General features: G+C 44.8%; 18 protein-coding genes and 1 riboswitch. Of the genes, 6 read left to right on the forward strand and 12 right to left on the reverse strand.

Features of this window, described 5'->3' with window-relative positions; translation table 11 throughout:
- Positions 1–121: 121 nt before the first annotated feature.
- Positions 122–487, reverse strand: coding sequence for a hypothetical protein (locus AMBT_RS14865; RefSeq protein ID WP_013785453.1), 366 nt, complete (start codon positions 485–487; stop codon positions 122–124).
- Positions 488–807: 320 nt separating this feature from the next.
- Here AMBT_RS14865 and ccoG point away from each other — a divergent pair, with 320 nt between their 5' ends.
- The 5 genes from ccoG (at position 808) to AMBT_RS14890 (ending at position 7,003) form a co-directional block, all read left to right on the forward strand.
- On the forward strand, positions 808–2,241 hold the full coding sequence (gene ccoG / locus AMBT_RS14870) for a cytochrome c oxidase accessory protein CcoG (RefSeq protein ID WP_013785454.1): 1,434 nt from the start codon (positions 808–810) through the stop codon (positions 2,239–2,241).
- Positions 2,238–3,209, forward strand: a complete 972-nt coding sequence (locus AMBT_RS14875; RefSeq protein ID WP_013785455.1) for a serine/threonine protein kinase — start codon at positions 2,238–2,240, stop codon at positions 3,207–3,209. The genes ccoG and AMBT_RS14875 overlap by 4 nt, the downstream gene beginning before the upstream one ends.
- A 43-nt stretch (positions 3,210–3,252) precedes the next feature.
- Positions 3,253–3,469: riboswitch (cobalamin riboswitch) on the forward strand.
- Between the two features lie 52 nt (positions 3,470–3,521).
- Positions 3,522–5,450, forward strand: coding sequence for a TonB-dependent receptor plug domain-containing protein (locus tag AMBT_RS14880; RefSeq protein ID WP_013785456.1), 1,929 nt, complete (start codon positions 3,522–3,524; stop codon positions 5,448–5,450).
- Positions 5,451–5,647: 197 nt separating this feature from the next.
- Positions 5,648–6,280, forward strand: coding sequence for a thiol:disulfide interchange protein DsbA/DsbL (locus AMBT_RS14885; RefSeq protein WP_013785457.1), 633 nt, complete (start codon positions 5,648–5,650; stop codon positions 6,278–6,280).
- Between the two features lie 120 nt (positions 6,281–6,400).
- Positions 6,401–7,003, forward strand: a complete 603-nt coding sequence (locus AMBT_RS14890) for an HD domain-containing protein (RefSeq protein ID WP_013785458.1) — start codon at positions 6,401–6,403, stop codon at positions 7,001–7,003.
- 185 nt (positions 7,004–7,188) lie between these two features.
- Here the strand turns inward: AMBT_RS14890 and AMBT_RS14895 are convergent, their stop codons facing one another.
- From AMBT_RS14895 to AMBT_RS14950, 11 genes are all read right to left on the reverse strand, one after another.
- Positions 7,189–8,364 carry an alginate export family protein gene (locus AMBT_RS14895; protein WP_148259190.1) on the reverse strand — a complete coding sequence of 392 codons (1,176 nt, stop codon included), beginning with the start codon at positions 8,362–8,364 and terminating at the stop codon, positions 7,189–7,191.
- Between the two features lie 273 nt (positions 8,365–8,637).
- A complete protein-coding gene (locus tag AMBT_RS14900) occupies positions 8,638–9,504 on the reverse strand; it encodes an ABC transporter ATP-binding protein (protein ID WP_013785460.1) in 867 nt (288 codons plus the stop codon).
- A 15-nt stretch (positions 9,505–9,519) separates the two neighbouring features.
- Positions 9,520–10,515, reverse strand: coding sequence for an ABC transporter permease (locus AMBT_RS14905; protein ID WP_013785461.1), 996 nt, complete (start codon positions 10,513–10,515; stop codon positions 9,520–9,522).
- Positions 10,516–10,551: 36 nt separating this feature from the next.
- Entirely contained in the window at positions 10,552–11,967 is a 1,416-nt protein-coding gene (locus AMBT_RS14910) for a CmpA/NrtA family ABC transporter substrate-binding protein (RefSeq protein WP_013785462.1), read from the reverse strand.
- 416 nt (positions 11,968–12,383) lie between these two features.
- Positions 12,384–13,712: a methyl-accepting chemotaxis protein gene (locus AMBT_RS14915; RefSeq protein WP_013785464.1), complete on the reverse strand. Its 1,329-nt coding sequence runs from the start codon at positions 13,710–13,712 to the stop codon at positions 12,384–12,386.
- 199 nt (positions 13,713–13,911) lie between these two features.
- Positions 13,912–14,907 (reverse strand): glycosyl transferase family protein, encoded by a 996-nt coding sequence (locus AMBT_RS14920; RefSeq protein WP_013785465.1) that lies wholly within the window; start codon positions 14,905–14,907, stop codon positions 13,912–13,914.
- A complete protein-coding gene (gene cobA, locus AMBT_RS14925; RefSeq protein ID WP_013785466.1) occupies positions 14,891–15,790 on the reverse strand; it encodes a uroporphyrinogen-III C-methyltransferase in 900 nt (299 codons plus the stop codon). The genes AMBT_RS14920 and cobA overlap by 17 nt, the downstream gene beginning before the upstream one ends.
- Before the next feature lie 165 nt (positions 15,791–15,955).
- Positions 15,956–18,745 carry a nitrate reductase gene (locus AMBT_RS14935; RefSeq protein WP_013785468.1) on the reverse strand — a complete coding sequence of 930 codons (2,790 nt, stop codon included), beginning with the start codon at positions 18,743–18,745 and terminating at the stop codon, positions 15,956–15,958.
- Between the two features lie 43 nt (positions 18,746–18,788).
- A complete protein-coding gene (gene nirD, locus AMBT_RS14940; protein WP_013785469.1) occupies positions 18,789–19,142 on the reverse strand; it encodes a nitrite reductase small subunit NirD in 354 nt (117 codons plus the stop codon).
- A 14-nt stretch (positions 19,143–19,156) separates the two neighbouring features.
- A complete protein-coding gene (gene nirB / locus AMBT_RS14945) occupies positions 19,157–21,706 on the reverse strand; it encodes a nitrite reductase large subunit NirB (protein ID WP_013785470.1) in 2,550 nt (849 codons plus the stop codon).
- 343 nt (positions 21,707–22,049) lie between these two features.
- Positions 22,050–23,615: a SulP family inorganic anion transporter gene (locus AMBT_RS14950; RefSeq protein ID WP_013785471.1), complete on the reverse strand. Its 1,566-nt coding sequence runs from the start codon at positions 23,613–23,615 to the stop codon at positions 22,050–22,052.
- A gap of 326 nt (positions 23,616–23,941) precedes the next feature.
- Here AMBT_RS14950 and AMBT_RS14955 point away from each other — a divergent pair, with 326 nt between their 5' ends.
- Entirely contained in the window at positions 23,942–24,226 is a 285-nt protein-coding gene (locus tag AMBT_RS14955; protein WP_013785472.1) for a hypothetical protein, read from the forward strand.
- Positions 24,227–24,469 lie beyond the last annotated feature (243 nt).

Genomic DNA, 24,469 nt, shown 5'->3' on the forward strand with positions numbered 1-24,469 from the left:
TAAAGTGAATGGCTTACTCTGAATACTCGGTAAAAGTGAGGAAGGATTAAAAGGCACAACAAAAAGAAGCAAGAAAAAAGAAACAACGCCTTAGCGCTATTTATTTATCGGATTCCAGTAACTATCTATCGGGCTCCAGTAGTTTTGATTGCTCTATCAGTGTGCACAACTGCTGACGCTTACCGAGGCTAAAATTCGGGTTTATATCGGTGGTTTCGCAGTAAGCGATATGAAAGCGCATTACCGTTGAACGACTTGCCAGAATTCTTCGAAGGTAGTTTGCTTCGAATTCTTTTAATGGCGCAAGCTGCGCTGCCGCCTGATTTCTTAGCGCATCTAGCTCTCTTTGTTCAGGTAGCTCAGAAATGGAAACAAACCAACCTGAGACCGTACTTTGTATATCTGAAAAAAAGTATTGAACAAAAGGCGATCGTAGCACAATCACCAATAATACAATTTCGGCACAGATGACAAAGAAACGAAGCATTTAAAATTATTCCACTACTATACTTAATTCAAACAACGCAGCTATCGTTAGTTATTTTCAACAAACATTTTCGTTAAAAAATCAAAAGGATAATTACTTGTGTAATTTTTATTCGGTATTAAAAGCTATTATCGCCATAGTAGTCAACTAGCATTAAGTAAAGATAGATTGATAAAATATAATTTCTGAACTTTCAGTATTGACTGAAAGATAAATAAAGATGATCATTAGCCCTATCATTGATCTATGTTAAACACGCTTAAATTTCAGCTGTTATAATGCGCCGCGCAATACAAGAAGTTGGCTAAGGTTTTGAAAAAATGAACGAACAAATTCCGGTTAAAAACGTTACTCCCGTAAAGGTGCACAAGCCCGCATCAACTACTGAAGGGAAGCGATACGACTCGCGTAGTCGAATTTACGTTCGTGCGGTTAAAGGCCCTCTTGAAACATTTAGACGTTTTTTCGGTTTGTTTTTTCTGGCCATCTTCGCCGCCATTCCTTGGATAAGATTTAATGGCCAGCAGGCGGTACTACTCGATATTGTAGAACAGCGCTTTTCTATCTTTGGGTTAACGTTATGGCCGCAAGATTTAACCTTGCTTGCTTATATTTTTATCGTGGGTGCATTCGCGTTATTTTTTGTGACTACTTTTGCTGGCAGGGTCTGGTGCGGCTTTATGTGCCCTCAAACCACTTGGGTATATATCTATACTTGGTTTGAAGAGAAGATAGAAGGCCCTAGAAATAAACGCATAAAACTAGATTCACGAAAAATGGACGCGGATAAGTTTATTCGCAAAACCCTCAAACATACGGCTTGGGTGGCAGTTGCCCTCCTTACCGCACTTACCTTTGTAGGGTATTTTACCCCCATCGGCGCCCTTTTTATTGATTTCTTTACCTTCAACACGGGTTTCTGGGCCGCGTTTTCAGTGGTCTTTTTCGCAGTGTGTACTTACGCTAACGCGGGTTACATGCGTGAAATCATGTGTACCCATATTTGTCCTTATGCACGTTTCCAATCGGCCATGTTCGACAAAGACACGTTTACCGTCTCTTACGATGCGAAACGAGGCGAACAGCGAGGCCCCCGCCCTCGTAAACTAAGTCATGAACAGGTGCACGAAAAAGGCCTGGGCGACTGTATTGACTGTAACCTATGTGTGCAGGTTTGCCCCACCGGTATCGATATTCGAAACGGTTTACAATATGAATGCATTAACTGCGGCGCGTGCGTAGATGCGTGTAACGGTGTAATGGATAAAATGGATTACCCCAAAGGGCTAATAAGCTTTACGTCGGAAGAAGAGCTGGCGGGGGGCAAAACACACATCGTGCGGCCTAAGCTTATTGGCTACCTAATCGTACTCATTGTCATGACAGGGTTATTGGTTGCTGACATTGTAACCCGCGTGCCTCTTGAAATTGATATTATTCGCGACCGTAATTCGTTATATCGTGAAACCAATGAAGGGTTAATTGAGAACGTTTATACCGTTAAAGTACTCAACAAATCTCAACAAACTCAGACCTATACTATTTCGGTTCAAGGGCTGCCTGAATACACCTTTATTGGAAATAGAGAAGTGACGGTACAAGGTGGTGAGGTTTATAGCACACCGATTTCGGTTGCAACCGACCCGTATAATCTGGAAGATGTGGTAACAGACATTCAATTCACCGTGACCACTACCACCGATTCAGGTGAAAACGTTACGGTTAATGAGCCAACCAAATTCCTTTATCGATGAAAGACTTTTCGTTTTCTGGATTAGATCCAGACACTATATTAGATGCCCTGGAGACTCAGGGCATTTTTCTTCAAAGCGGCTTACTTGCTCTCAATAGTTACGAGAACCGGGTTTACCAATTTCAAGCCGATGACAACAAACGTTATGTGGTTAAGTTTTATCGCCCTGCCCGTTGGACAGACGCGCAAATTTTGGAAGAACACAGTTTTGCCCAAGAGCTTGCTGATAGCGAAATTCCGATTGTGGCGCCACTAGCGCTAAACGAAAAAACCCTTCATCACCATGGTGATTACCGTTTTACCGTTTTCTCTTCGGTAGGTGGCCGCCAGTTTGAGAACGATAATTTAGATCAACTTGAGTGGATGGGGCGCTTTATTGGCCGTATTCACCGCGTGTCTCAAGCGAAAACCTTTAAGCAACGTCCAGATATCGACACGCAAAGTTATTTGGATGAACCTCGCCAGATTTTAGAAAATAGCACCTTGTTGCCCAGTCATCTTAAAACGGCCTTTTTTGCTATTTTGAACCCCGTTATAACCGCGGCCTCTTCGGCTTACAAAGCCACCGACGTTATTCGGCTGCACGGCGATTGCCACCCGGGTAACATTCTGTGGCGCGATGGCCCCACCTTTGTTGATTTAGATGATTGTCGAATGGGCCCTGCCATTCAGGATTTATGGATGATGCTGAGCGGCGACAGACAGCAACAACTATTGCAACTCGATACGTTGATTGAAGCCTATGAAGAATTTCAGCCGTTTAATACCAATCAGCTTGCGCTAATTGAACCCCTTCGCGCCATGCGTATGGTGCACTATATGGCATGGCTGTCTCGACGCTGGGAAGATCCAGCTTTCCCTCGTGCCTTTCCATGGTTTGCCGATGATAAATACTGGGAAGGTCAAATTCTTGCGTTAAAAGAACAACTTTCCGCCATGCAGGAAGCGCCTCTCAAACTCGGATATTAGCGCGCAAAACCTGAACACACTCGCTATTTATTAGGCACTTAAGCTATACTCCGTCGCGCTTAGGTGCCCATCTATGGGTTAAACGGGAAATCAGTGAAATCTGATGCTGCCCCCGCAACGGTAAACTCAGTGTGACCACACACATTCTCCTTTATACGCCACTGTGTCATCGCTATTGATGTCGCGACATGGGAAGGCAGAGAAACCATACACAGTATTGGTGAGTGAGCCCGGATACCGGCCTAGCTTCACGGCAGTTATTCTGCTTACATTCACCCTTGTACTCGGGCGGAGTACATAGCGAGAAATACAATGAAATTTCAAACACACTTTACCTGCACTGCAGTATACGCTGCTGTGGCGACAATGCTGTCTGCACCTGTTTTAGCACAAACTCCTGATACCATAGAAACACTCACTGTTACCGGCACCCGTTTACCGGTACAAATAGCTAAGCTACCCGCATCGGTAAGCGTGCTTACCGAGCAAGATATTCAAGCCTCAGGCGCTGTGCAACTTACCGATTTAATTCGTGGTTTGCCTGGCGTAAGCCTTTCCCAATCAGGTAGCCCAGGCGGCCTTACGGAACTTCGTGTTCGAGGCAGCGAAAGTAATCACTTGCTTGTGCTTATTGATGGTGTGGTGTCTAACGACATTGGCCAAGGAAGCTTGATAGACTTGGCCCATTTGACCTCAGCGAATGTGGTACGTATAGAACTGCTACGAGGCCCGCAAAGTGCCTTATGGGGCAGTGGCGCAATTGGTGGCGTATTGAGCATCACCACTAAAGCCGGTGAAGGAACCAGTGCAAAACCTAGCGTTAATTTAACTGCTGGAATCGGCACACAAGGTACTTACCAAGGCAGCATTAATGCCGCCACGCAAAATGGCGATGTGGCAGTGCGCACCTACGCTAATTACCTAAAAACAGAGGGCGATAACATTTCGCGCATCGGTAATGAAGATGACGGTTATGACAATATGACCGCAGGCATCAATATTGATTATGCATTGGCAGATGCACACACATTAAGCGCGAAATTCCGCAGTACCCAATACGAAAATGATTACGATGGAACTGATTATGTAACGACTGGCCTGCCTGCTGATGCCGACAATGTGACTGATGGTAGCCAACTAAACACTAAACTAGCATGGCGCTACGCACGAGATGCATCGGCTTATGCATCTACGGTATCTTTCGATTACCGAAAAGATGATAATGACAATACCACTTCGGGTGCCGATGCGGGTGGCACGACTGGCGAGCGCTTAGCACTTAACTGGACAAGCTTTTATCGCTTCGACAATTGGCAAGTGGCAGGTGGTGCTGAATACTTACAACGTTTGTTTGAACAACGTGGCCCTGTGGTGTTTGGCGATCCTAATCAAAAACAACACGACAATACCACCAGCCTATTTGGTGAAGCTACAGGTGACCTTGTTGAGAATGTTTTCGCGACCTTCAGCGCACGATTCGATAACAACAGTGAATTTGATGACGCCGTGAGTTATCGCGCTGGCCTTACATGGCAAGTATCAAAAAACTATGCGCTATTTTCTAGCTACGGCAAGGCCATTAAAACCCCAACCTTTACTGAGCGATTTGGCTATTTCCCAGATAGCTTTATTGGCAACCCAGACTTAACGCCTGAAGAGAGTGAAGAATGGGAAGTTGGCGTAAAAGCAAATTGGAATTCGGTTTCAGCACAAGTAAGCGGTTATAGTGCCCAACTTGAAGATGAGATTAATGGCTTCGTTTTTGACACCACTCAAGGTGTGTATACCGCTGCGAATACAGACGGTGAAAGTAGCCGTGACGGCGTAGACGTTGAAGTAACGTGGCTTCACGATTTAGCGAAGGTATCAGCGTCGTATAGCTATTTAGACGCCGAGCAAAACGATGATGGTATTGCTAACACCGAACTTCGACGTGCACGACACCAAGGCGCATTATCGGTATTGTCTGATTTAGGTACCGAGAAATTTAGTCTTTATGCAAAACTGGCCTATACCGGCACCCATTACGATACTTATTTCCCACCCTACCCAGCTAATGCAGAAACGTTGGGGCTGTCAGCTTACACACTAGCGTCAGTTAACCTTGGTTATAATATTTCTGAAAAGTGGGCGTTATCATTAAAAGTAAATAACCTTTTTGATACCGACTACGAGGATATCGTGGGCTATGCAGGCCAAGAACGACGTGCATTGCTATCTGTGAGCTACAGCCACCAATAACACCTATCACGTCACTTTTTAGACGCAAATAGTGACATTTCATTCGCTTCTTCTTTACGAAGAAGCGAAGCTTTCCCCTCATATATTATCCATTCGTTGGATTTTTCCGCTCGCTTGTCGCGTAAACTAGTGCCTAATAAAAGCCTGTGGTAACCTCAGCATTGATAGATAGATTTGAAATCAAAGGATCCAATTACATGAAGAAGTTTGCAGTATTGTTTGTAATGGCAATGCTTTTGCCATTGACCGCATGCGCCCAAGAAGGCACAGCTAAGTGGAAAGAAGGTACCCATTACACGGTATTAGATGAAGAAGCGACTAAAAAACCAGTTATTACAGAATTCTTCTCTTTCTGGTGCCCACATTGCTTCCAATTTGAGCCAATCGTAAAACAAATTAAAGAGAAAAAAGGCGAGAACACTAAGTTCGAAAAAGTGCATGTTAACTTTATGCGCTTTACAGGCCCTGATGTTCAAGATGCCGCGACCCATGCCATGTTAATTGCACGTGCAATGAAACAGGAAGATGCGATGAACACTGCTATCTTCAATTACATTCATAAGCAACGTGCGACTATTACCAACCTTAAAGATTTGCGAAACATCTTTGTGGTAAACGGTGTTGATGGCGCTGAGTTTGATAAGTTAGCCACCAGCTTTGGTGTAAACAACATGATTCGTAAGAACCAGCAACTTATCGACAAGAACCGAGACTACCTATCAGGCGTACCAAGCTTCGTTATAAATGGTAAATATCAGCCTACGTTTACTGCTGACATGACCTTTGATGATATTGCTGATTTGATTGTTTGGTTATCTGAGCAAAAGTAATTGCTAATATTATTGAAGTAGGCTGCAACATGCCTATTTCAGTAAAGAGTTAAATGGGCCGTAGCGGTTAACGCTAAGGCCCATTTTCATTTTTATTGCGTGAAAAAGCAGGAGCTATTCATGTCGTTTTTACCGGAAGATTTCAGTGCCTTTATTTGCGAACTAGACAAGCTAAAGCGTGTTAAGCGCCAAATAACCTTACCTTGTGATGGCAATCGTCAGGAAAACTCTGCTGAGCACAGTTGGCATGTGGCATTGATGGCCAGTACCTTGGCACATTATTCCGAGAAGCCAATCGATGTCGCTCGGGTGATACGGATGATTTTGATTCATGATGTAGTGGAAATTGATGCAGGCGATTTGTTTGCCTTCAACGAGGCCTCAGAACACGACGCGCAAGCACAAAAAGAGCTTGATGCGGCAAAACGTATTTTTGGATTACTGCCTAGTTCTTATGCCGATGAGTTACTCTCATTATGGCTAGAATTTGAAGAGGCGAAAACTCCAGATGCTGAGTTTGCCAAGGCGATGGACCGGGTGCTTCCTGTGTTTCAAAACATGCAGAACCAAGGTGGTAGTTGGAATAAACACGCTGTTACCAGAGATAAGATAGAAAAGCGTAACTTACATTTGAAGCATTGTGCGCCTAAATTATGGGATTACGTCACTCGGCAATTAGATACCGCGGTCCAAAATAATTGGCTGCTTCCAGCAAAAAGCTAAAACGGTAAAACGGTAAAACGCCCTGACGTTCACGCTCATAAAAGACAAAAAAGGTGCTAGAGAACAGATTCTCTAGCACCTTTTTTTATGCGCTTTTTTATGAGCCTTTTTAGTAGAACTTGTTAGTAACGCTTAGTTGATGTCGCTTTTTATCAAAAGCGTCATCAAACTCCCTTCAAGCATGATTAAAAACGAGTACTTGCCCACATCCATAATTTGTTGGCATCTACCTTGGTGTCACCCGCAGAGTAACTGCCGTACTTAACGGCTAATGTGACGTTATCTATCACTTTAGTCACATACTGCACGTTAATTTCGCTACCTAAATCATCCACCTCGGCTGTAGCTTCATCGGCACTAAAGTCATGATAGGCCAACAACCATTTACCACCGGCTAGTTTTCCAGATACCGAAAAAGTAATATCTTGAAGACCCTGTGCAGGTGTACCTAAGAATTGATCTGTCCAACCGTTAAATTTATGCAGGGTGGCTAGTGGCGTGGCAAAGCCGTACGCACCATCGTCAGAACCCAGTAATTCATAATCAATCTTAGCGGTAATGCCTGAAAAGGTAGCCGCTAGGTTGGCATTAATATAACTCGCATCATAATCGGTAGCGGTGTCGCCTGAACCTGACTCGCTGCTTTGCGTAGCAAATTCAGCGCCGTATGCCCAGTTCACCGTCTCACCTTTCATACTGCCGTTATAGCGAATACCGTAGGTATCAAGCGCGTTATCGGTGTCATTATCAATTTCTAACAAGTAGCCATAAGCGGTAAATTTTCCTACCGCTGTTTTGAAACTTGCATTGAACAAATGATCTTTTGAATCAAAATCTGCGGCTTCTGCAAAAATTCGATTTCGCTGGGTAAGGTACCCATAAAAGAAATTCACTTTCTCGTTAAGCGCATAGGTAGCAGTAACGCCATCAAAGGTCTGCCTATCTTGACGCCATCCCACATGCCCAACGAATCTGTGATTATCTAGGGCAATGACTTGTCTGCCCCCTTTGAGTGTTAGCTTTTCATTCTTATACTGAATAAAGGCTTGATCCACTTCTGTGGTTTCAGGATCTGCAATCACTGAATACTCACCTACGTTATAGCCAGTAGGGCCTACTGTATAATCGCCCTGCCCCATAACAATGCGGCTATCTTCCACTTCTGCGGTAAAGGAAAACCCGTTCAACGTTCCGGATTTAAAACCCAGGCGAGTACGAAGTGTTAATGCGCTAGCATCATCCAGTGCATTATCTTGGTCGACTGATTCATAACGTAAGTTCAAATCTGCCCATGTAGACGCCTCACTAAGCACATCATGCCAGCTCTGCGCCATTGATGGCGCACTAAAACACGCCAACATAGCACTTGTCAGTGCAGCTTGAGTAAAGCGCTTTTGTGCCGGTGTAAACCTATTTGACGGTGCTTTTGTCAGCGCTGTTGATGGTTTCATATCTTGCGTATTCATGTGCGTTCCCTTGTTATTAACGATGTTAACGTTTGATGGTTAGCGTTCTTATTGACGATTTTTAGTTAAGGGGCTCCCTCCCAGTAAAAAATGGGATAAGCACCTAAGGGTTTAAATAAGTTTTAGCGACTTATGTGTCGCGCTTTGAATCAGCGTTAAACGCCTAACTCAAGCTGCGTCGGATTTACTGTTCGCTTTTTTTGCAGAACCACCTCCAGCTTGGTTAGATTTGATATGGGAAGACACCGGCTCAATTTTTTTTTGCTTATCATACAAAAAGGTCAGCACTTCATGCCGGTAGTGGTTGTACTGAGGGTTGTCAGCCAGCTTAAGCCTGTCTCGGGGTCTAGGCAGCTCAATATCGAGGATTTCGCCTATAGTGGCAGCTGGGCCGTTATTCATCATCACTATTCTATCTGAAAGCAATACGGCTTCATCTACATCATGGGTGATCATAATCACTGTATTGCCTAAATCGGCATGGATTTCCATTAATGAGTCTTGCAGATGTGCGCGCGTTAGTGCATCTAGTGCCCCAAAGGGCTCATCCATGAGTAAGACTTTAGGCTCCATGGCTAACGCCCGGGCAATACCTACACGTTGCTTCATGCCCCCAGATATTTCACTGGGTAATTTATCAAGAGCGTGGGTCATATGTACCAGCTCTAGGTTATGCATGATCCAATCTCGCATTTCCTTTTTAGACTTACCACGCATGGTGTGCTTAACCGCCAACTCCACGTTTTTATAAACGCTTAACCAGGGTAATAACGAGTGATTCTGAAAAACAACCGCACGTTCTGGCCCGGGGTTTTTTACTTCAGCACCGTCTAATATGACACCGCCCGTGGTGGCTTGATGTAAACCCGCCACAATGTTTAGCACGGTTGATTTACCACAGCCCGAGTGACCGATTAATGAAACAAACTCACCTTTCGCAATTTTGAGGTTTACATCAGTAAGTGCCGTAAACGGGCCCTTCGGTGTAGGGAAATCGATGCCTACTTGTTCTAATTCCAAGTGTTTAGCTTGCATGTTCTTTCTCCTTAATTACCGTAATACGCTGGTTTTGTCCCAGCTCACTGCACGTTGAACCGACAACATTATTCTGTCTAGTATGAAACCAATAGCACCTATAGTGAGCACCGCTACCATGATGCGTGCTAAAGATTCTGAACTACCATTTTGAAATTCATCCCAAACAAATTTTCCAAGGCCCGGGTTTTGCGCCAGCATTTCTGCCGCAATCAATACCATCCAACCGATGCCAAGTGACAGTCTTAACCCTGTAAAAATCATCGGAATGGAAGACGGTAGAATGATTTTTGTTAAATGAGACATCGGCGTTAAACGCAATACTTTACTCACGTTAAGCAGGTCTTTATCAATCGCAGACACACCAACCGCCGTGTTAATTAACGTAGGCCAAAGGCAGCATAAGGATACCGTGAGTGCCGAGGTAACAAATGATTTTGAAAACATAGGATCATCGCTAACGTACAGCGCGCTCACTACCATAGTGACCAATGGCAACCATGCTAAAGGTGACACAGGTTTAAACAATTGAATCAGCGGATTAATTGCCGCATAAGCTGATTTACTTAGCCCACATAAAATACCGACAGGGACGGCAATCACTGAGGCAATGAGAAACCCCACCATGACGGTATAAAGACTTGTCCATATTTGATCAAAGAAGGTAGGTGAACCGGTGAACTCGCGAGTTTTTGGTTCGTAAGTTGGGTCTTGTGCAACCCGCGCGGCGTTGCGCTCTTCTTGCCTTGTGTAAAACGCATCAGCTTTGTCTCGCTGAGCACTATGCTCAGTAATAAGCGAACCTGCCTGCTCCCACACTTGAGCAGGACCAGGAAATTGCCCAAGCGAGGTATCAATACTTTTTGCCACACCATTCCAAATAGCGAGGAACATCAAAAGGCCAATAAGAGGCAGTAGTAAAGCGGGCGCACGACTATAAACCGCCCCCATGGTGCCGCTCATTGGTGATTTGGCTGGCGAAAAGCTTAATATATTTGCCATCTTACTCATGTTGTTCTCCGCTATTTGTGTATGACAGTGAAACTGTTAAAGAACAGTTTCACCCTTTAGCCCAATGCCAAACTGTTCAAGGTAAGCATTTGGCTTGCTACCGTCGTAGGTAACACCGTCGATAAATTCAGATTGAGGTGGTTTGAAGCCAGTTTCAGTAGCAAATGTTGGGAAGTCCGTCGCTTTTGCTTTTCCTTCGGCAATAAGCGCTTTTGCTGCCATCGCGTAAACCTCAGGCTTATACACTTTACGTGCAGTTTCTTTATACCAATCGTCTGATTTAGGCTCTGAAATTTGTCCCCAGCGGCGCATTTGCGTTAAATACCAAATCGCATCACTGTAAAAGGGATAAGTGGCGTTGTAGCGGAAGAATACGTTGAAGTCTGGTACTTCACGCTTATCGCCTTTTTCATATTCGAAGGTGCCTGTCATGCTGTTAGCCAATACATCTTCATCAGCGCCAACATAGTTACTTTTCGCTAAGATTTTTACTGCTTCTGGTCGGTTAGCGTTGTCATTTTCATCTAACCACATCGCGGCACGAATTAACGCTTTAACCACACGAATGTGAGTATTCGGGTACTTATCGGCCCACGCTTGGCTTACACCAAATACTTTCTCTGGGTTGTTTTTCCAAATTTCGTAATCGGTAATAACCGGCACACCAATACCTTTAAATACCGCCTGCTGGTTCCAAGGTTCGCCTACGCAATACCCATAGATAGTACCGGCTTCCATCGTAGCTGGCATTTGAGGAGGAGGGGTAACCGACAGCAAAGCTTCAGCATCAATCTGCCCAGCATTGTCACCTTTGTGTGGTGCATAGTAGCCTGGGTGAATACCACCGGCAGCAAGCCAGTATCGAAGCTCGTAGTTATGCGTCGATACAGGAAAAACCATACCCATGTTAAACGGCTTACCTGCATCACGGTATTCTTCAACCACTGGCTTTAAATAATCAGCTTTAATGGGGTGAACAGGTTTGCCGTCTTCTACCGGAATATGGGCTTTCATTTTTTCCCATATTTCGTTTGAAACAGTGATGCCATTACCATTTAGATCCATACTGAACGCTGTCACAACATGCGCTTCGGTACCAAAACCAATGGTTGCGCCAAGAGGTTGCCCTGCTAGCATGTGAGCGCCATCAAGTTGACCGTCAATGGTTCTATCAAGCAATACTTTCCAGTTTGCTTGGGCTTCTAAGGTGACATATAAACCTTCGTCTTCAAAAAAGCCTTTTTCATAAGCGATGGCCAATGGCGCCATGTCGGTCAGTTTGATAAAACCAAATTTTAATTCTTCTTTTTCTGGCCAACCCACTTTTTCATCGCTTTGAGCGCTAGCAAGTGGCGCGACTAAGGTAAAAGAAAGGGCTATCGCAGCGGTTAAGCCTGCTGTCATTTTTTTCTTTATTTGTTTGAGCATTGAAACGTTTTTAAACTTGGTCATTTATGTTTCCTTTAGCCAAAAAAAAACCCACCAGCGTAGACGAATAAACGTCGCGCTTGGTGGGCTTCGATGCCGAGCCTGTAATCATTAGTTAATGAGGTACAGGCGAACTTATTGTTTGGGTGTTAGTTGTTGCTACCAGTACTCAATGTACTTTTTTGTTTTGGTATTGCTTCATAGTATAACTGCCATTAATAAAGCAGAGTTCGTGCCAAAACCCTAACACACTGAAATAATAGGATTTAGCAAAAACACAAATGGTAATCATTCTTTTGCCTGAACAATAACAGTGCGTTTATTGCACTAGAAGTGTTCGATGCACGGCATAGGGATGGTTGATGCACAGCGGGGAGGAGAATAGAAACACGAGGGAGACACCACACTCCCCCTCAGTGCTTTATTTATCGTTTCAGGCTTTACAGCCGTTGGGTGAATTGACCAATGGCGTTTACGACTTCTGAGGAGCCATTTTGAATTTCGTTCATGACTTTGCCCGACTCAGTCGAGTACTCAAGCGCTTCTCTCGCTTTTTCCTGGCCCGCTTCAATAAGTTGCACCGCATTTTCGGTAAGCTTTCTGTTTTCATTTACCACACTGACAATTTCTTCAGTGGCAGTACTGGTTCTTGACGCAAGTTGGCGCACTTCATCAGCAACAACGGCAAAGCCTCTTCCTTGGTCGCCCGCTCTGGCGGCTTCAATTGCCGCATTCAACGCCAGTAAGTTGGTCTGATCGGCAATACCACTGATGCTTTTAACTAAATCAGCCACTTTTTGCGACTGTTCGTCGAGTTCGCGAATCCCCTCGCTAGCTGTCCCCATTTGCGAAGTGAGCTCCCCCATAATTCGCACCATACTACCCACTACCTCTTTACCTTTTTGAGCTTGTTCTCCCGTACCTTCCGATATATTGAAAGCAACATTAGCGGCCTCAGATATAGCAAATTCTCTTTGCATTTGTTCGGTGATCGCCGTAGCAAATTTAACAACCTTATAAAGCACGCCTTGATCGTTCCTAATAGGGTTGTAGGAGGCTTCCAACCATACATCATTGCCTCGACTATCTACCCGCTTAAAACGGTCTGAAAACATTTTTCCTTGCGATAGGTCACTCCAAAATTGACGATATTCTGGTGTGTCAACTTCATCCGCTGGGCAAAATATTTTGTGATGCTTTCCAAGAATTTGCTCTAATGAGTAGCCCATCGTCGATAAAAAATTATCGTTAGCTTTAAGAATTTTGCCTGTCAGGTCAAACTCAATTACCGCGGTGGAACGGTTTAATGCATCTAGCATATCGTTCATTTCACGACTTTTATTGATATTTTTGGTTTGCTCTGCCATGTACAGCGCGATACGCTCTACACCACCGGATTCGTTAGTAATTGGCTGCAATATACCTCTGAACCAGCGGTCTTCACCATTAGCATTAGCATTAGCATTAGCAAGATTTATCGCACCGTGCCAATGCTGTGCTTGCTTAATCGCGGCAATAAACTCTTTCGTGGCGGGCTGCCCCATCACTCCCTGAGGAATGAGGCTATCCATGGTTTTTCCATCGAGCGCATTAGATGAAAAATCTATTGCATCTGAAAAGCTGTCGTTCACTTTACTGATTTTGCCGTTTCTATCCAATTCGACATAAAGCATTTCAGCCCTGAGTTCACTTTCCACCGTATGAAATGATTCAACATCTTTGCGTAAACGCTCTACTTCTTCTAATAATTGCTTATTCTTAAAAAACATCCCGTGCTCCTCGACATTCGGGTATAGCATCTCGCTCACACAAACTTCCCATAACGTTTATGAGAGCAAGCGAGGATGCAAAGTCGTTATTGCTTTACTTGGCTGATCTAAAGATAGCAGAGGATTTACAAGTTACTTAATTATTAGAAGAATTTGGAAATAATTTGATTCTAAGACAACAGCATTAACTTCAAATGGCCTAATGCTGAGTGAAGGGTAACGCGGTTTTATCTCGTTGTACCCAGAGTTTTGTGGCAAGGTCTTTCGCTTCATCTACGTCATACCCTTCAAGTAAGATAAGGTAACTCACTAGGGTTGCGTGAATGGCTTGTTCCCCATAAAGATGCGAAGTCTCACCTCGCCAAACCGCGAGCATATCGTTCACGTTCATTTGCGTATCTTTGAGGGCCATTTTTTCTGTCAACTCTGGAAGAATAATTTCTTCGGTACTTCCATTGCGCGTGACATAGAGTTCGGTTTTTCGTTCACTGTTTACTTCCGGATCTCCTCCATCGCCTCGAAAGCACAGCGCTTCGAACGCAGGAAAACTTTCATTCACACGACAATGTTTATGATCAAGGTGCATGTGATAGACACCCTGCACACAATAGGGAGCTGACGTCGGGTTCAGCAAGCGCGCCAAGGTATTTGCACATGAGCGTAACCCAAATACTTCACGTAATTTTATGATGGTATTAAGCGCTGGCAATAAGTGCGACAGGTCGAGGTAGGTAACACCAAACTCACCCATTTGGCGAGAGGCATCGGCAATACTATTTACTTCTTCAAGCCCCAAAGCAGGTAAAGCTTTGCTAGCGTATAACCGACCAGAGCCTGGCTCATGGGCGCCGTGTAGCATAATGGTGTAATTATTTTTAGCCAGTACCGCGCACGATAACAGATACCAGGGTAACTGGCGGCGCTTACCGGCATAACAGCCCACATCTAACGTGGGTGTTAAGTTAGCAAGTTCAGGTTCTAGTAATTCACGGCATGCATCAATAAACCCAATGACTTCTTCTGGGGTTTCTTCTCGCGTACGCAAGAGCATTAAAAACGCACCACGTTGATCGCCGGTAACCTGATTAGACAAAACCATCTTCATAGACTCGTAAGCTTCTTGGCGGGTAAGACTGCGCCCCCCTTTTTGGCCCTTGCCGATGATTTTTATATAGTTGCTAAATTGCTGAGACATGCTGCTTATTGTGTAAAAGTGATGTATTGACGAGTTGTCGTGACTCTACCACCTTTCCAAAAATAAGTAACGTAGGACCACTAACATTCGCATGAGATACCTGCTCACTAATTGAACTCAAGGTACCTTCAATAACACGTTGCTGAGGACTTGTAGCATTTTCTACCGCGGCAACAGGCCAATCATCTGCAATACCTTGTTTCTTTAGCTCTTCACATAACGTAGATAAACGACTTAATCCCATGTAAACCACCACGGTTTGAGAGGCCACATTTTTGGCTAGCTGCGCCATGTCTGGCCACTTTTCAGGGTTTTGAAAATGGGCCGTAATAAAGCTAACCGCTTGCGCGCAGCGCCTATCCGTCAGTGGGATACCTGTGTAAGCAGACATGCCTGAGGCCGCCGTAATGCCAGGCACAATAGCAAAAGGAATGTTCGCTTCTGTCAGTGCCATGGTCTCTTCACAAGTTCTAGCAAACAACGCAGGGTCGCCACCTTTAAGTCTCACCACACAATGACCGGCCTTCGCTAGCTCAACGACCTTCGCGCTAATCTCTTGCTGCTTCATACTGTGCTGACCACAGCGTTTACCCACATATTCACGTTTCACATGACGGGGAATTTGGGCAATAACATCTTTGCCCACTAATGCATCAAACAAAACAATATCAGCTTGTTTGATTAATCTAAGCGCCTTAAGGGTGAGTAATTCAACATCGCCTGGGCCAGCCCCAACGATGTACACTTTGCCTTCTTTCTTGCTACGTGGCGCGCTTTTTCCGTTGCCTAACCATCCACTTAAAAAACCTGATGTGGAGTGCCTAGCAGGTTGCGATAATGCATTGCGAAACAACAGCCCAAAGGTGTTAACTAAAGTGTTCATGATAATCTCTCCAGAGCAAAGTTCGTCGTTGCTCTTGTGTTAGTCGCTCTTGTGATAATAGCTATTGTAGTTGTCACGTTTATGCAAGATGCTTTGCTAGTAACATTGCCAGTGGCATTCTCGATAGTAATCTGCGTAGCTTTCTTATCAGCCACGCGCTTGGTGTTAACTTTCACGAGCGACGTCTTCTACTGTGATAGCATGTTCGTTAATTAATGTTGCTAAAGCCGGTTTGCAAGAGCCGCAATTTGTGCCGCACTTTAACGTATCGCCCAATGCAGAAACTGATGAGCCCCCGTCTACTATTGCTTTGCTAATGGTTTTTTCCCTTACAGAAAAGCAGCTGCAAACCACTGGACCATTTAAAAATTCTTCGTCAATGTCACAACGTAAAAAGTTAGCCAGTTTTTCAGGGTTGAAACTTTGCGTTAATGCGCTATCTACCCATGAATTTGGTACATCATACTTTGGCTTCGTACTGGGGCTGTGCGCACCGAAAAACGCCATAAAACAAAACGAATCTTGATAAGTACAAATAAGCACTTGGCTGTCGGCGGTTTTGTGTTGATAGCACACCCACGTTTTAGGTAGTTTTTCTAGCAACCCTTTGATTACCGCTTGCGATTCAAGTTGGCTGGCAATGGATACGCCCAGCCCATTATCGATTAAATATTTAGCCCAGTAGCCGTTATTACTTTCCACTACCTCGTTCAGCACCTTTACGATATCCAATTCGCCATTTGCCACTTGAACGTCATCACTAATATAGAGCTTTCCGTAGCTTGAAAAGTTAAGGGGCGTAATCGATACCGCACCATGCTTAAGTTCTGGCTGCCCTGAAATAGGGTCGGTCGCTGGCGCATAAAGTTTTGCCAACTTACTGTGCGAACCCCACTCCCCAGACCAATGAATAGGAACGAATACATCGCCTTGGCGCTGACGTTTGTCAATTTGCACAGGGAAAATACAGGCTGTTTCGCCGCTCACTTTACTGCTAAGCGTGACATAGTCATTTGTTGAAACACCCAATGCTTTTGCATCTTCGGGATGAACATAAACATTAGCGAGGTCAGTATGAGCATGGAGTACCGGCGCTTTGCCGGTTCGTGTCATGGTGTGCCACTGGTCGCGCATTCGCCCACTATTAAGTACAAAGGGGAATTCACTCGAGGTAACTTGAATAGGAAGAGAAAACTGTACGGCAACAAAATTTGCTTTGCCCGTCGGGGTAGAAAACACCTTGTTATGAAAAGGGCGAACAGCTGAAAGCGTTTTATCACTATTGATAGTCAGTGGCCATTGCACAGGCGCCATTGCATCATATTGAGCCTGAGATTTGCCGGTTAAAGGGGCAAGATTGAGCAATCGCGCACCGTCATTTTTGTATGCTGTTAAACGGGCATGTTCATCAAATATTTCGCTCGGGTGAGAGTAGGAAAACCCGCTGGCAAAACCCATTTTATTGGCTACATCACACATAATTTGCCAATCATGTTTGGCTTCACCTGGAGGCGGCATGATGCCTCGTTGACGGGAAATTCTGCGCTCAGAATTGGTTACAGTACCGTCTTTTTCTGACCATCCTGTTGCAGGCAGTGCAATATCAGCAAAGGCAAGGGTATCGTTACTTTGTACAATATCTGATACCACCACCATGTCGCACTTTTTCAGCGCCGATTCAACTTGCTCCCGATAGGGCATACTCACCACAGGATTTGTGCCCATTATCCACACAAACTTGATTTGCCCTGCATCCATAGCTGAAAACAAGTCTACCGCTTTTAATCCGCCGCACTCTGGCATAGCCGGAGACTGCCAAAACGCTTTTACATTTTCACGGTGCTCAGGGTTTTCAATATCACAGTGGGCCGCCAGCATATTGGCTAACCCCCCCACTTCTCTGCCCCCCATGGCATTTGGCTGACCGGTTATAGAAAAAGGCCCACAACCTGGTTTGCCAATAAAATCCAATGCCAAGTGACAATTAATAATGGCGTTAGCTTTATCTACCCCAGCTGAAGATTGGTTAACCCCCATGGAATAGAATGTAACTGCAGTGTCAGCATTGATAAACCAATCATAAAAGGTGTTTAAATCCGCCTCATTTAAACCGCACAGACTAGCCACGTCTTTAGCATCAATAGTGTTAGCACTTGTGATGGCGTCATTTAACCCTTGGGTAAACTCACCAATCGCAGCTTCATCTATTGCCCCATTGTTGTGAGCAAATTGAAGTAACCCATTAAACAACGCAACGTCGCTGCCTGCTTTTAGCGGTAAATGTAAGTCTGCAATTGTGCAGGTCTCAGTTTCTCGCGGGTCAATTACCACCACCTTCATATCAGGATTGCACAGCTTAGCCCTTTGAATGCGCTGGAATAATACGGGGTGTGCCCACGCGGTGTTGCTGCCTGTAAGCACCAATAGTGAAGTACATTCTAAATCGGTGTAATCACAAGGCACCACATCCTCGCCAAACGCACGTTTATAACCTGCAACGGCAGAAGACATACAAAGCCGTGAATTTGTGTCTATGTTGGCGCTGCCAATAAACCCTTTCATGAGCTTATTAGCAACATAATAATCTTCGGTCAGTAGTTGCCCTGACACATAAAACGCAACGGCATCCGGCCCATGTTCAGCAATAGTCTGAGTGATTTTATCAGCCACCGCGCGGGTAGCCGTGTCCCAATCTACCTTTGCACCTGCCATGGTTGGGTGAAGCAAACGGCCGCTAAGATCGTTTGTTTCGAGCAGGTTTGTGCCTTTTACACACAGACGACCATAATTGGCCGGATGCTCGGGCGTACCAGTAACCTTGTCCAGGGAGGTAATACGCCCGCTAACGTTGCAACTGATATCTACACCACAACCCACACCACAATAAGGACAGGTGGTTTGCTTTTGCCGTAGTAATGGTTCCAGCATAGTGGTTTTTGGTGTAGCCATATTCATGGATAAACTCTCTTAATAAACAAAAACAACATAGAAAAGTGGGTTAGACAGCAACGAGTATTCGCTCACCTTCCACTTTCACATCATACGCCACTACGCTTACGTCATCACGTTCAATACACTTGCCTGTGGCCAACACGTAGTGCTCTTTATAAAGGGGCGATGCCACCACGACATCATCAGCTATAGAACCTATAAGGCCGCGATATAGCACGTTTGCCTTACCGATAGGGTCCCAGTTGCTAATGGCGTAAAGGAATTGCTCACCACCTCTCATCACACTAAACAGTGCCACTTGCTGACCTTCTACAAGTGCACAAACACCGCTGTTTGTTACCACTTCATCAATGCCACACACATCATGCCAAAGGGGCGCCACTTCTGTATTTGCTGTCATCAGTTTATTCCTTATTAAATTACGTCAACCGCAATGAGGTTGTCGGCACCTTTAGATTTCTCTAATTCAGTGGCAGGCCTAACTTGACCTCGCTCAGAAACAAACTGAATGTTTGTGTCGGTGCCATCTGTGTTAACGAATTGACGGAAACGTTTACGCGAGGCTTCGCTTTCAAGCGTGGTTTTCCACTCACACTGATAAGCACCAACCACGGTTTCCATTTGGGCTTCTAAATCAGCGTTAATATTTAGCGAGTCATTCATGACAACATCTTGCAGGTAAGCTAAGCCCCCTTCTAAGTTGTCCATCCATACCGATGTACGCTGAAGTCTATCGGCGGTGCGTACATAAAACATCAATACGCGGTCGATGTACTTAACCAGTGTTTCTGTATCTAAATCGGTAGCGAATAAATCGGCATGGCGAGGCTTCATACCGCCGTTTCCGCACACATATAAATTCCAGCCATTTTCGGTGGCAATAACACCAATATCTTTACTTTGAGCTTCTGCACATTCCCGCGTACAGCCGGACACGCCAAATTTAATCTTGTGCGGAGCACGTAAGCCCTTATAACGGTTCTCTAAATCGATGGCGGTTTTCACCGAATCTTGAACGCCGTAGCGACACCAAGTGCTGCCCACACAAGACTTCACCGTACGAAGGGCTTTAGCGTATGCATGCCCTGTTTCAAAGCCGCCTTTGACAAGGGCTTCCCAAATATCAGGAAGTTGATCGACCCGTGCGCCAAACAAATCAATACGCTGACCGCCAGTGATTTTGGTATACAGGCTGTATTTCTTGGCAACTTCGCCTAATAAAATTAGCTTTTCTGGCGTAATTTCTCCCCCCGCCACGCGAGGAACCACAGAGTAAGTGCCATCTTTTTGCATGTTTCCAAGATAGATATCGTTGGTATCTTGAAGAGGTAAATGCTCTTGTTTAAGTACGTAATCGTTATACACAGACGCTAAAATAGAGCCTGCTGCTGGCTTACATATTTCACAACCAAGACCGGTACCATGCTTGTCGAGCAATTCATCAAAAGAGGTGATGCCGTTCACTTTTACAATATGGAATAGTTCTTGGCGGGTATGGTTGAAATGTTCACATATGGCTTTTGAGACTTCGACACCGCGCTTTTCAAGCTCGCTATCAACCACGTTTTTAAGCAGAGCAGTACATCCACCACAACCCGTGCTGGCTTTTGTACAGCTTTTTACGTCGCTAAGGCTGCAGCAGCCTTCGTCGATAGCCGATACAATGTCGCTTTTGGCCACGTTGTGACAAGAGCAAATTGTGGCGGTATCTGGCAGTGCATCAGCCCCTAATGCTGGCGCAGCCCCTGCACTTGGCAAAATAAGAGTTTCAGGATTTTCCGGCAAATCAATGCCGTTTAAGGCGTATTGCAACAAGGTGTCGTAGTCACTCGTATCACCCACTAACACGGCACCCAACACTTTTTGTTGGCTTTCATCTACCACCAACTTCTTGTACACGCCTTCTGGCTGATTAAAGTAGGTGTAGCTTTGTGCGCCAGTGGTACGCTCATGCGCGTCACCAATAGAGCCCACTTCCACGCCCATCAACTTAAGCTTTGTGCTCATGTCGGCGCCAGTGAATACGGTATCACCACCTGTTAGTGCGCTTACTGCGGCACGAGCCATGGTGTAACCTGGTGCAACCAAACCAAATATGCGGTTTTGCCACAGTGCACATTCGCCCACGGCGAAAATATCAGGGTCGGACGTTAAACAATTATCATCAACCACAATGCCGCCACGTTCACCAAGGGCTAGCATGGATTTTCTGGCGAGTTGATCTGATGGGCGAATACCCGCTGAAAACAGCACCATATCGGTTTCAAGAAAAGTACCGTCGGCAAATACCATGCGATAGCGTGATTGCTCACCGGCTTCGATAACCTGTGTTGCTTTCTGGGTATGTACGGTTACCCCTAACGATTCAATTTTACTGCGAAGTACGTCACCGCCGGTTTCGTCTAACTGCACAGCCATAAGCTGAGGCGCAAATTCCACCACGTGGGTTTCAAGGCCTGCTTCTTTTAACGCGTTTGCCGCTTCAAGCCCTAATAAACCGCCACCCACTACCACACCCACTTTGCTTTCGCGGGCAGAGTTCTCAATCGCAATCAGGTCATCAATAGTGCGATACACTAAACAGTGCTCTTGGTCGTTTCCTGGGATAGGCGGAACGAATGGGTAAGAGCCAGTGGCCAGTACCAACTTATCGTAAGGAAATACCTGACCATCTTCCGTTAACGCCTTTTTCTCGTCGCGCAGCAAGTCAGTCACTATGGCGTTTGTCACCACATTAACGCCCCACTCACGATATACATCAGCGGTTGTTAGGGCTAAGTCATCTGCGCTAGCACCACTAAAGTAAGAGGACAAATGTACTCTATCGTAGGCCAGTCTCGACTCACCGCACAGTACGGTGATGTCAACGTTATCGCTGCTTTGATGAAGCTGTTCAACAAAATGGTGCCCTACCATTCCGTTTCCAACGACGAGAATTCGCGTTTTAGATGCCAAAGATGTCATGGTCTCTCCCCTTTATTCGGGACAAAAAAAAGCCCGCACCAACTTTCGTTGTTGCGGGCTTCGTTGCCTATCAAGCGCTACGAGTGATCATAGCTATCAAATTTTTATGAGCTAGGTTGCTCTAAACATACACACACAATTTTTCACACAAAAAAGTATATCCAATATTAGTGCCATGTCATTACTAGCCTGTTTTATATAGATTTATTCAAAAAACAGGCTTTTCGAACCACCTTAATTTGCACCAAACAAAAGCATTTGCGATTTCATTTGGTGCATCTAAGCGCTCTCTCGTATTGGTAATCTGCCTCAGTAGCGACACCAAGGCAATAACCAGCAGCGGTTAAGCTAGCTTATCGGTAGCAACCCGGTAACGTGGATCTTCATTCACGTTAATTTCTACGAACTTATCAGCTTTACGCAATAAGTTGCGACACTCATCACTAATATGACGAATATGCAGTTTCTTACCTTGTTGTTCGTATTTATCAGCTAACGTATCTAAGGCATCTATACCCGATGAGTCCCAAATTCGCGATTCTTTAAAGTCGATAACCACATGCTCTGGGTCATTGGCAATATCAAATAAGTCTTTGAAATGACTAACAGAGCCGAAGAACAGTGGCCCTTCTAAATCATAGACTTTCCAATCATCACTATCGATGTGACTTTTAACCTCAATATGGCGTGCATGCTTCCATGCAAATACCAAGGCAGAAACGATAACACCCACCACTACTGCAATCGCTAGGTCAGCTATAACCGTTACCGCGGTAACTAAAAACAGAACAAAAGCGTCTTCTTTGTTTACACCACGAATAATGCGGAACGATGCCCATTCAAAGGTAGCGATAACCACCACGAACATTACGCCAACTAACGCGGCTAGCGGGATCATTTCAATCAATGGTGCAGCGAAAAGGATAAAGGCAAGAAGTACCAAAGCAGCAGTAATTCCTGATAAACGACCACGACCACCAGAGTTAATGTTGATCATGCTTTGTCCAATCATGGCACAACCGCCCATGCCGCCGAAAAAGCCATTCACTGTGTTCGCCACGCCCTGACCAACACATTCTTTGTTGCCACGACCGCGGGTATCTGTCATTTCATCAATAAGTGATAAAGTCAGTAATGACTCAATCAAACCAACCAAACATAAAATGATTGAAGTAGGCAGAACAATCATCACTGTTTCCCAGGTAAATGGCACCATAGGGATAGCAAATGTAGGCAACTCACCGGCAAGTGTAGCAGTGGCTTTTTGCGCTTCAGGTAATAAATCACGCACGAAATCGATTACTGTACGCGCTTCTAAATCAAGACCGTGTACCATAGCCGTTACCGTAACAATAGCCACCAAAGACGCCGGTACCGCTGTGGTTAACTTAGGCAGTAAGTAGATAATCGCCATGGTCAGTGCAACCAATCCAAGCATCCAGTACAACATGGTTCCTTGCATCCACTCCAGCTGCCCAAACGCATTAACCACTTTAAATTGCCCTAGTTGAGCAAGGAAAATAACAATCGCTAGGCCGTTTACAAACCCGAGCATAACAGGGTAAGGCACCAATCGGATAAACTTACCAAGCTTGAATATACCGCAGAGTATTTGCAGTAGACCGGCTAAAATAACAGCGGCAAACAGATATTGAACACCATGCTGTGCTACTAGAGCCACCATGACCACGGCCATCGCACCTGTCGCACCAGAAATCATTCCTGGACGTCCACCAATGGCCGACGTAATAAGTCCCATCATAAAGGCGGCATACAACCCAATCATGGGCTCAACACCAGCAACAAATGCAAAAGCAACCGCTTCTGGTACCAGTGCAAGTGCAACGGTAATACCAGAAAGCACGTCATTTTTTACATTACTATCTCGATTAGTAATTAAATCAAACATGTTTTCTCAGGAGTCTAGAGGTTTTAGGGGGCGTGCGTTAACAGTACAGCTGTGAATACTGTAGATCACTGTCATGCACAAATTTTGTGTGCGATTCTACCACCATTGATGCTTAAAATCTTTTAATAGAATGTTAATCGTACAGCGGATTTTAAGCTGACAAGGCTGGCTTTCCATGGCATCGTAATAAGCTTAGTTTTTCCTAACAATTGATTCGTCGTTTATTGTCATTGGCGCTCTCAATTGTATTCACACTAATTTTTTCAATCTAGGTTACTGATACTTTTGGCAACGAGGTGTATTTAACCAACCAATAAGGAGTGGAAGTGGTCCCTTATTTACTCACTATTTTATGCGTGCTAGTGGCAGGCGCTATTCATTGGGCATTTCCAAAAACCTTTTGGAAATCTACGTTAATGTCTACTGCAGTCATTTTGCTATTTTCTATTGCCGCATTATTTATCTTCAAAGCATCTGGCATGCTAATGACGGAAGCCGGAGAAGACCCTGACTTTTCAGGCAAATTATTGATGATTACTGCGTTGATGTCTTTTTTCGGGCTTCTTATTTCTATTTTTGTCGGCTGGTTTCTTCGAGTTGTAAGGGCGTAATAGCAAATATTGAAGTAGGTGCAAGTTTAAGCCCCTCTTAACTTGCACCGTTATTGAGCATAGACCGCGGTACGCGCAATAACGGCTATAGATGTCTGCTCAAAAAAACACCTTCACCATCGCCCCATAAAAATAAATAAGCAAATAAAAACAAACACTTAAATAAACATATTAAAGAGTGATACGTTCAGGCATACGCATTGCTTTTATAAAGTATTCCTTAAGTTCGCTAATTCCATAACG

This window comes from Alteromonas naphthalenivorans (genome assembly GCF_000213655.1).
GTDB classification, from domain to species: Bacteria; Pseudomonadota; Gammaproteobacteria; order Enterobacterales; family Alteromonadaceae; genus Alteromonas; species Alteromonas naphthalenivorans.

Excerpts from the sequence above, each read along its gene's own strand:
- AMBT_RS14905 (WP_013785461.1), bottom strand. The coding sequence starts at position 10,515 with ATGAGTAAGATGGCAAATATATTAAGCTTTTCGCCAGCCAAATCACCA.
- AMBT_RS14895 (WP_148259190.1), bottom strand. The coding sequence starts at position 8,364 with ATGTTGGCGTGTTTTAGTGCGCCATCAATGGCGCAGAGCTGGCATGAT.
- AMBT_RS14880 (WP_013785456.1), top strand. The coding sequence starts at position 3,522 with ATGAAATTTCAAACACACTTTACCTGCACTGCAGTATACGCTGCTGTG.
- ccoG (WP_013785454.1), top strand. The coding sequence starts at position 808 with ATGAACGAACAAATTCCGGTTAAAAACGTTACTCCCGTAAAGGTGCAC.
- AMBT_RS14900 (WP_013785460.1), bottom strand. The coding sequence starts at position 9,504 with ATGCAAGCTAAACACTTGGAATTAGAACAAGTAGGCATCGATTTCCCT.
- AMBT_RS14865 (WP_013785453.1), bottom strand. The coding sequence starts at position 487 with ATGCTTCGTTTCTTTGTCATCTGTGCCGAAATTGTATTATTGGTGATT.
- AMBT_RS14885 (WP_013785457.1), top strand. The coding sequence starts at position 5,648 with ATGAAGAAGTTTGCAGTATTGTTTGTAATGGCAATGCTTTTGCCATTG.
- nirB (WP_013785470.1), bottom strand. The coding sequence starts at position 21,706 with ATGACATCTTTGGCATCTAAAACGCGAATTCTCGTCGTTGGAAACGGA.
- cobA (WP_013785466.1), bottom strand. The coding sequence starts at position 15,790 with ATGAACACTTTAGTTAACACCTTTGGGCTGTTGTTTCGCAATGCATTA.
- AMBT_RS14875 (WP_013785455.1), top strand. The coding sequence starts at position 2,238 with ATGAAAGACTTTTCGTTTTCTGGATTAGATCCAGACACTATATTAGAT.
- AMBT_RS14950 (WP_013785471.1), bottom strand. The coding sequence starts at position 23,615 with ATGTTTGATTTAATTACTAATCGAGATAGTAATGTAAAAAATGACGTG.
- AMBT_RS14915 (WP_013785464.1), bottom strand. The coding sequence starts at position 13,712 with ATGTTTTTTAAGAATAAGCAATTATTAGAAGAAGTAGAGCGTTTACGC.
- AMBT_RS14890 (WP_013785458.1), top strand. The coding sequence starts at position 6,401 with ATGTCGTTTTTACCGGAAGATTTCAGTGCCTTTATTTGCGAACTAGAC.
- AMBT_RS14910 (WP_013785462.1), bottom strand. The coding sequence starts at position 11,967 with ATGACCAAGTTTAAAAACGTTTCAATGCTCAAACAAATAAAGAAAAAA.
- AMBT_RS14920 (WP_013785465.1), bottom strand. The coding sequence starts at position 14,907 with ATGTCTCAGCAATTTAGCAACTATATAAAAATCATCGGCAAGGGCCAA.
- AMBT_RS14935 (WP_013785468.1), bottom strand. The coding sequence starts at position 18,745 with ATGAATATGGCTACACCAAAAACCACTATGCTGGAACCATTACTACGG.
- nirD (WP_013785469.1), bottom strand. The coding sequence starts at position 19,142 with ATGACAGCAAATACAGAAGTGGCGCCCCTTTGGCATGATGTGTGTGGC.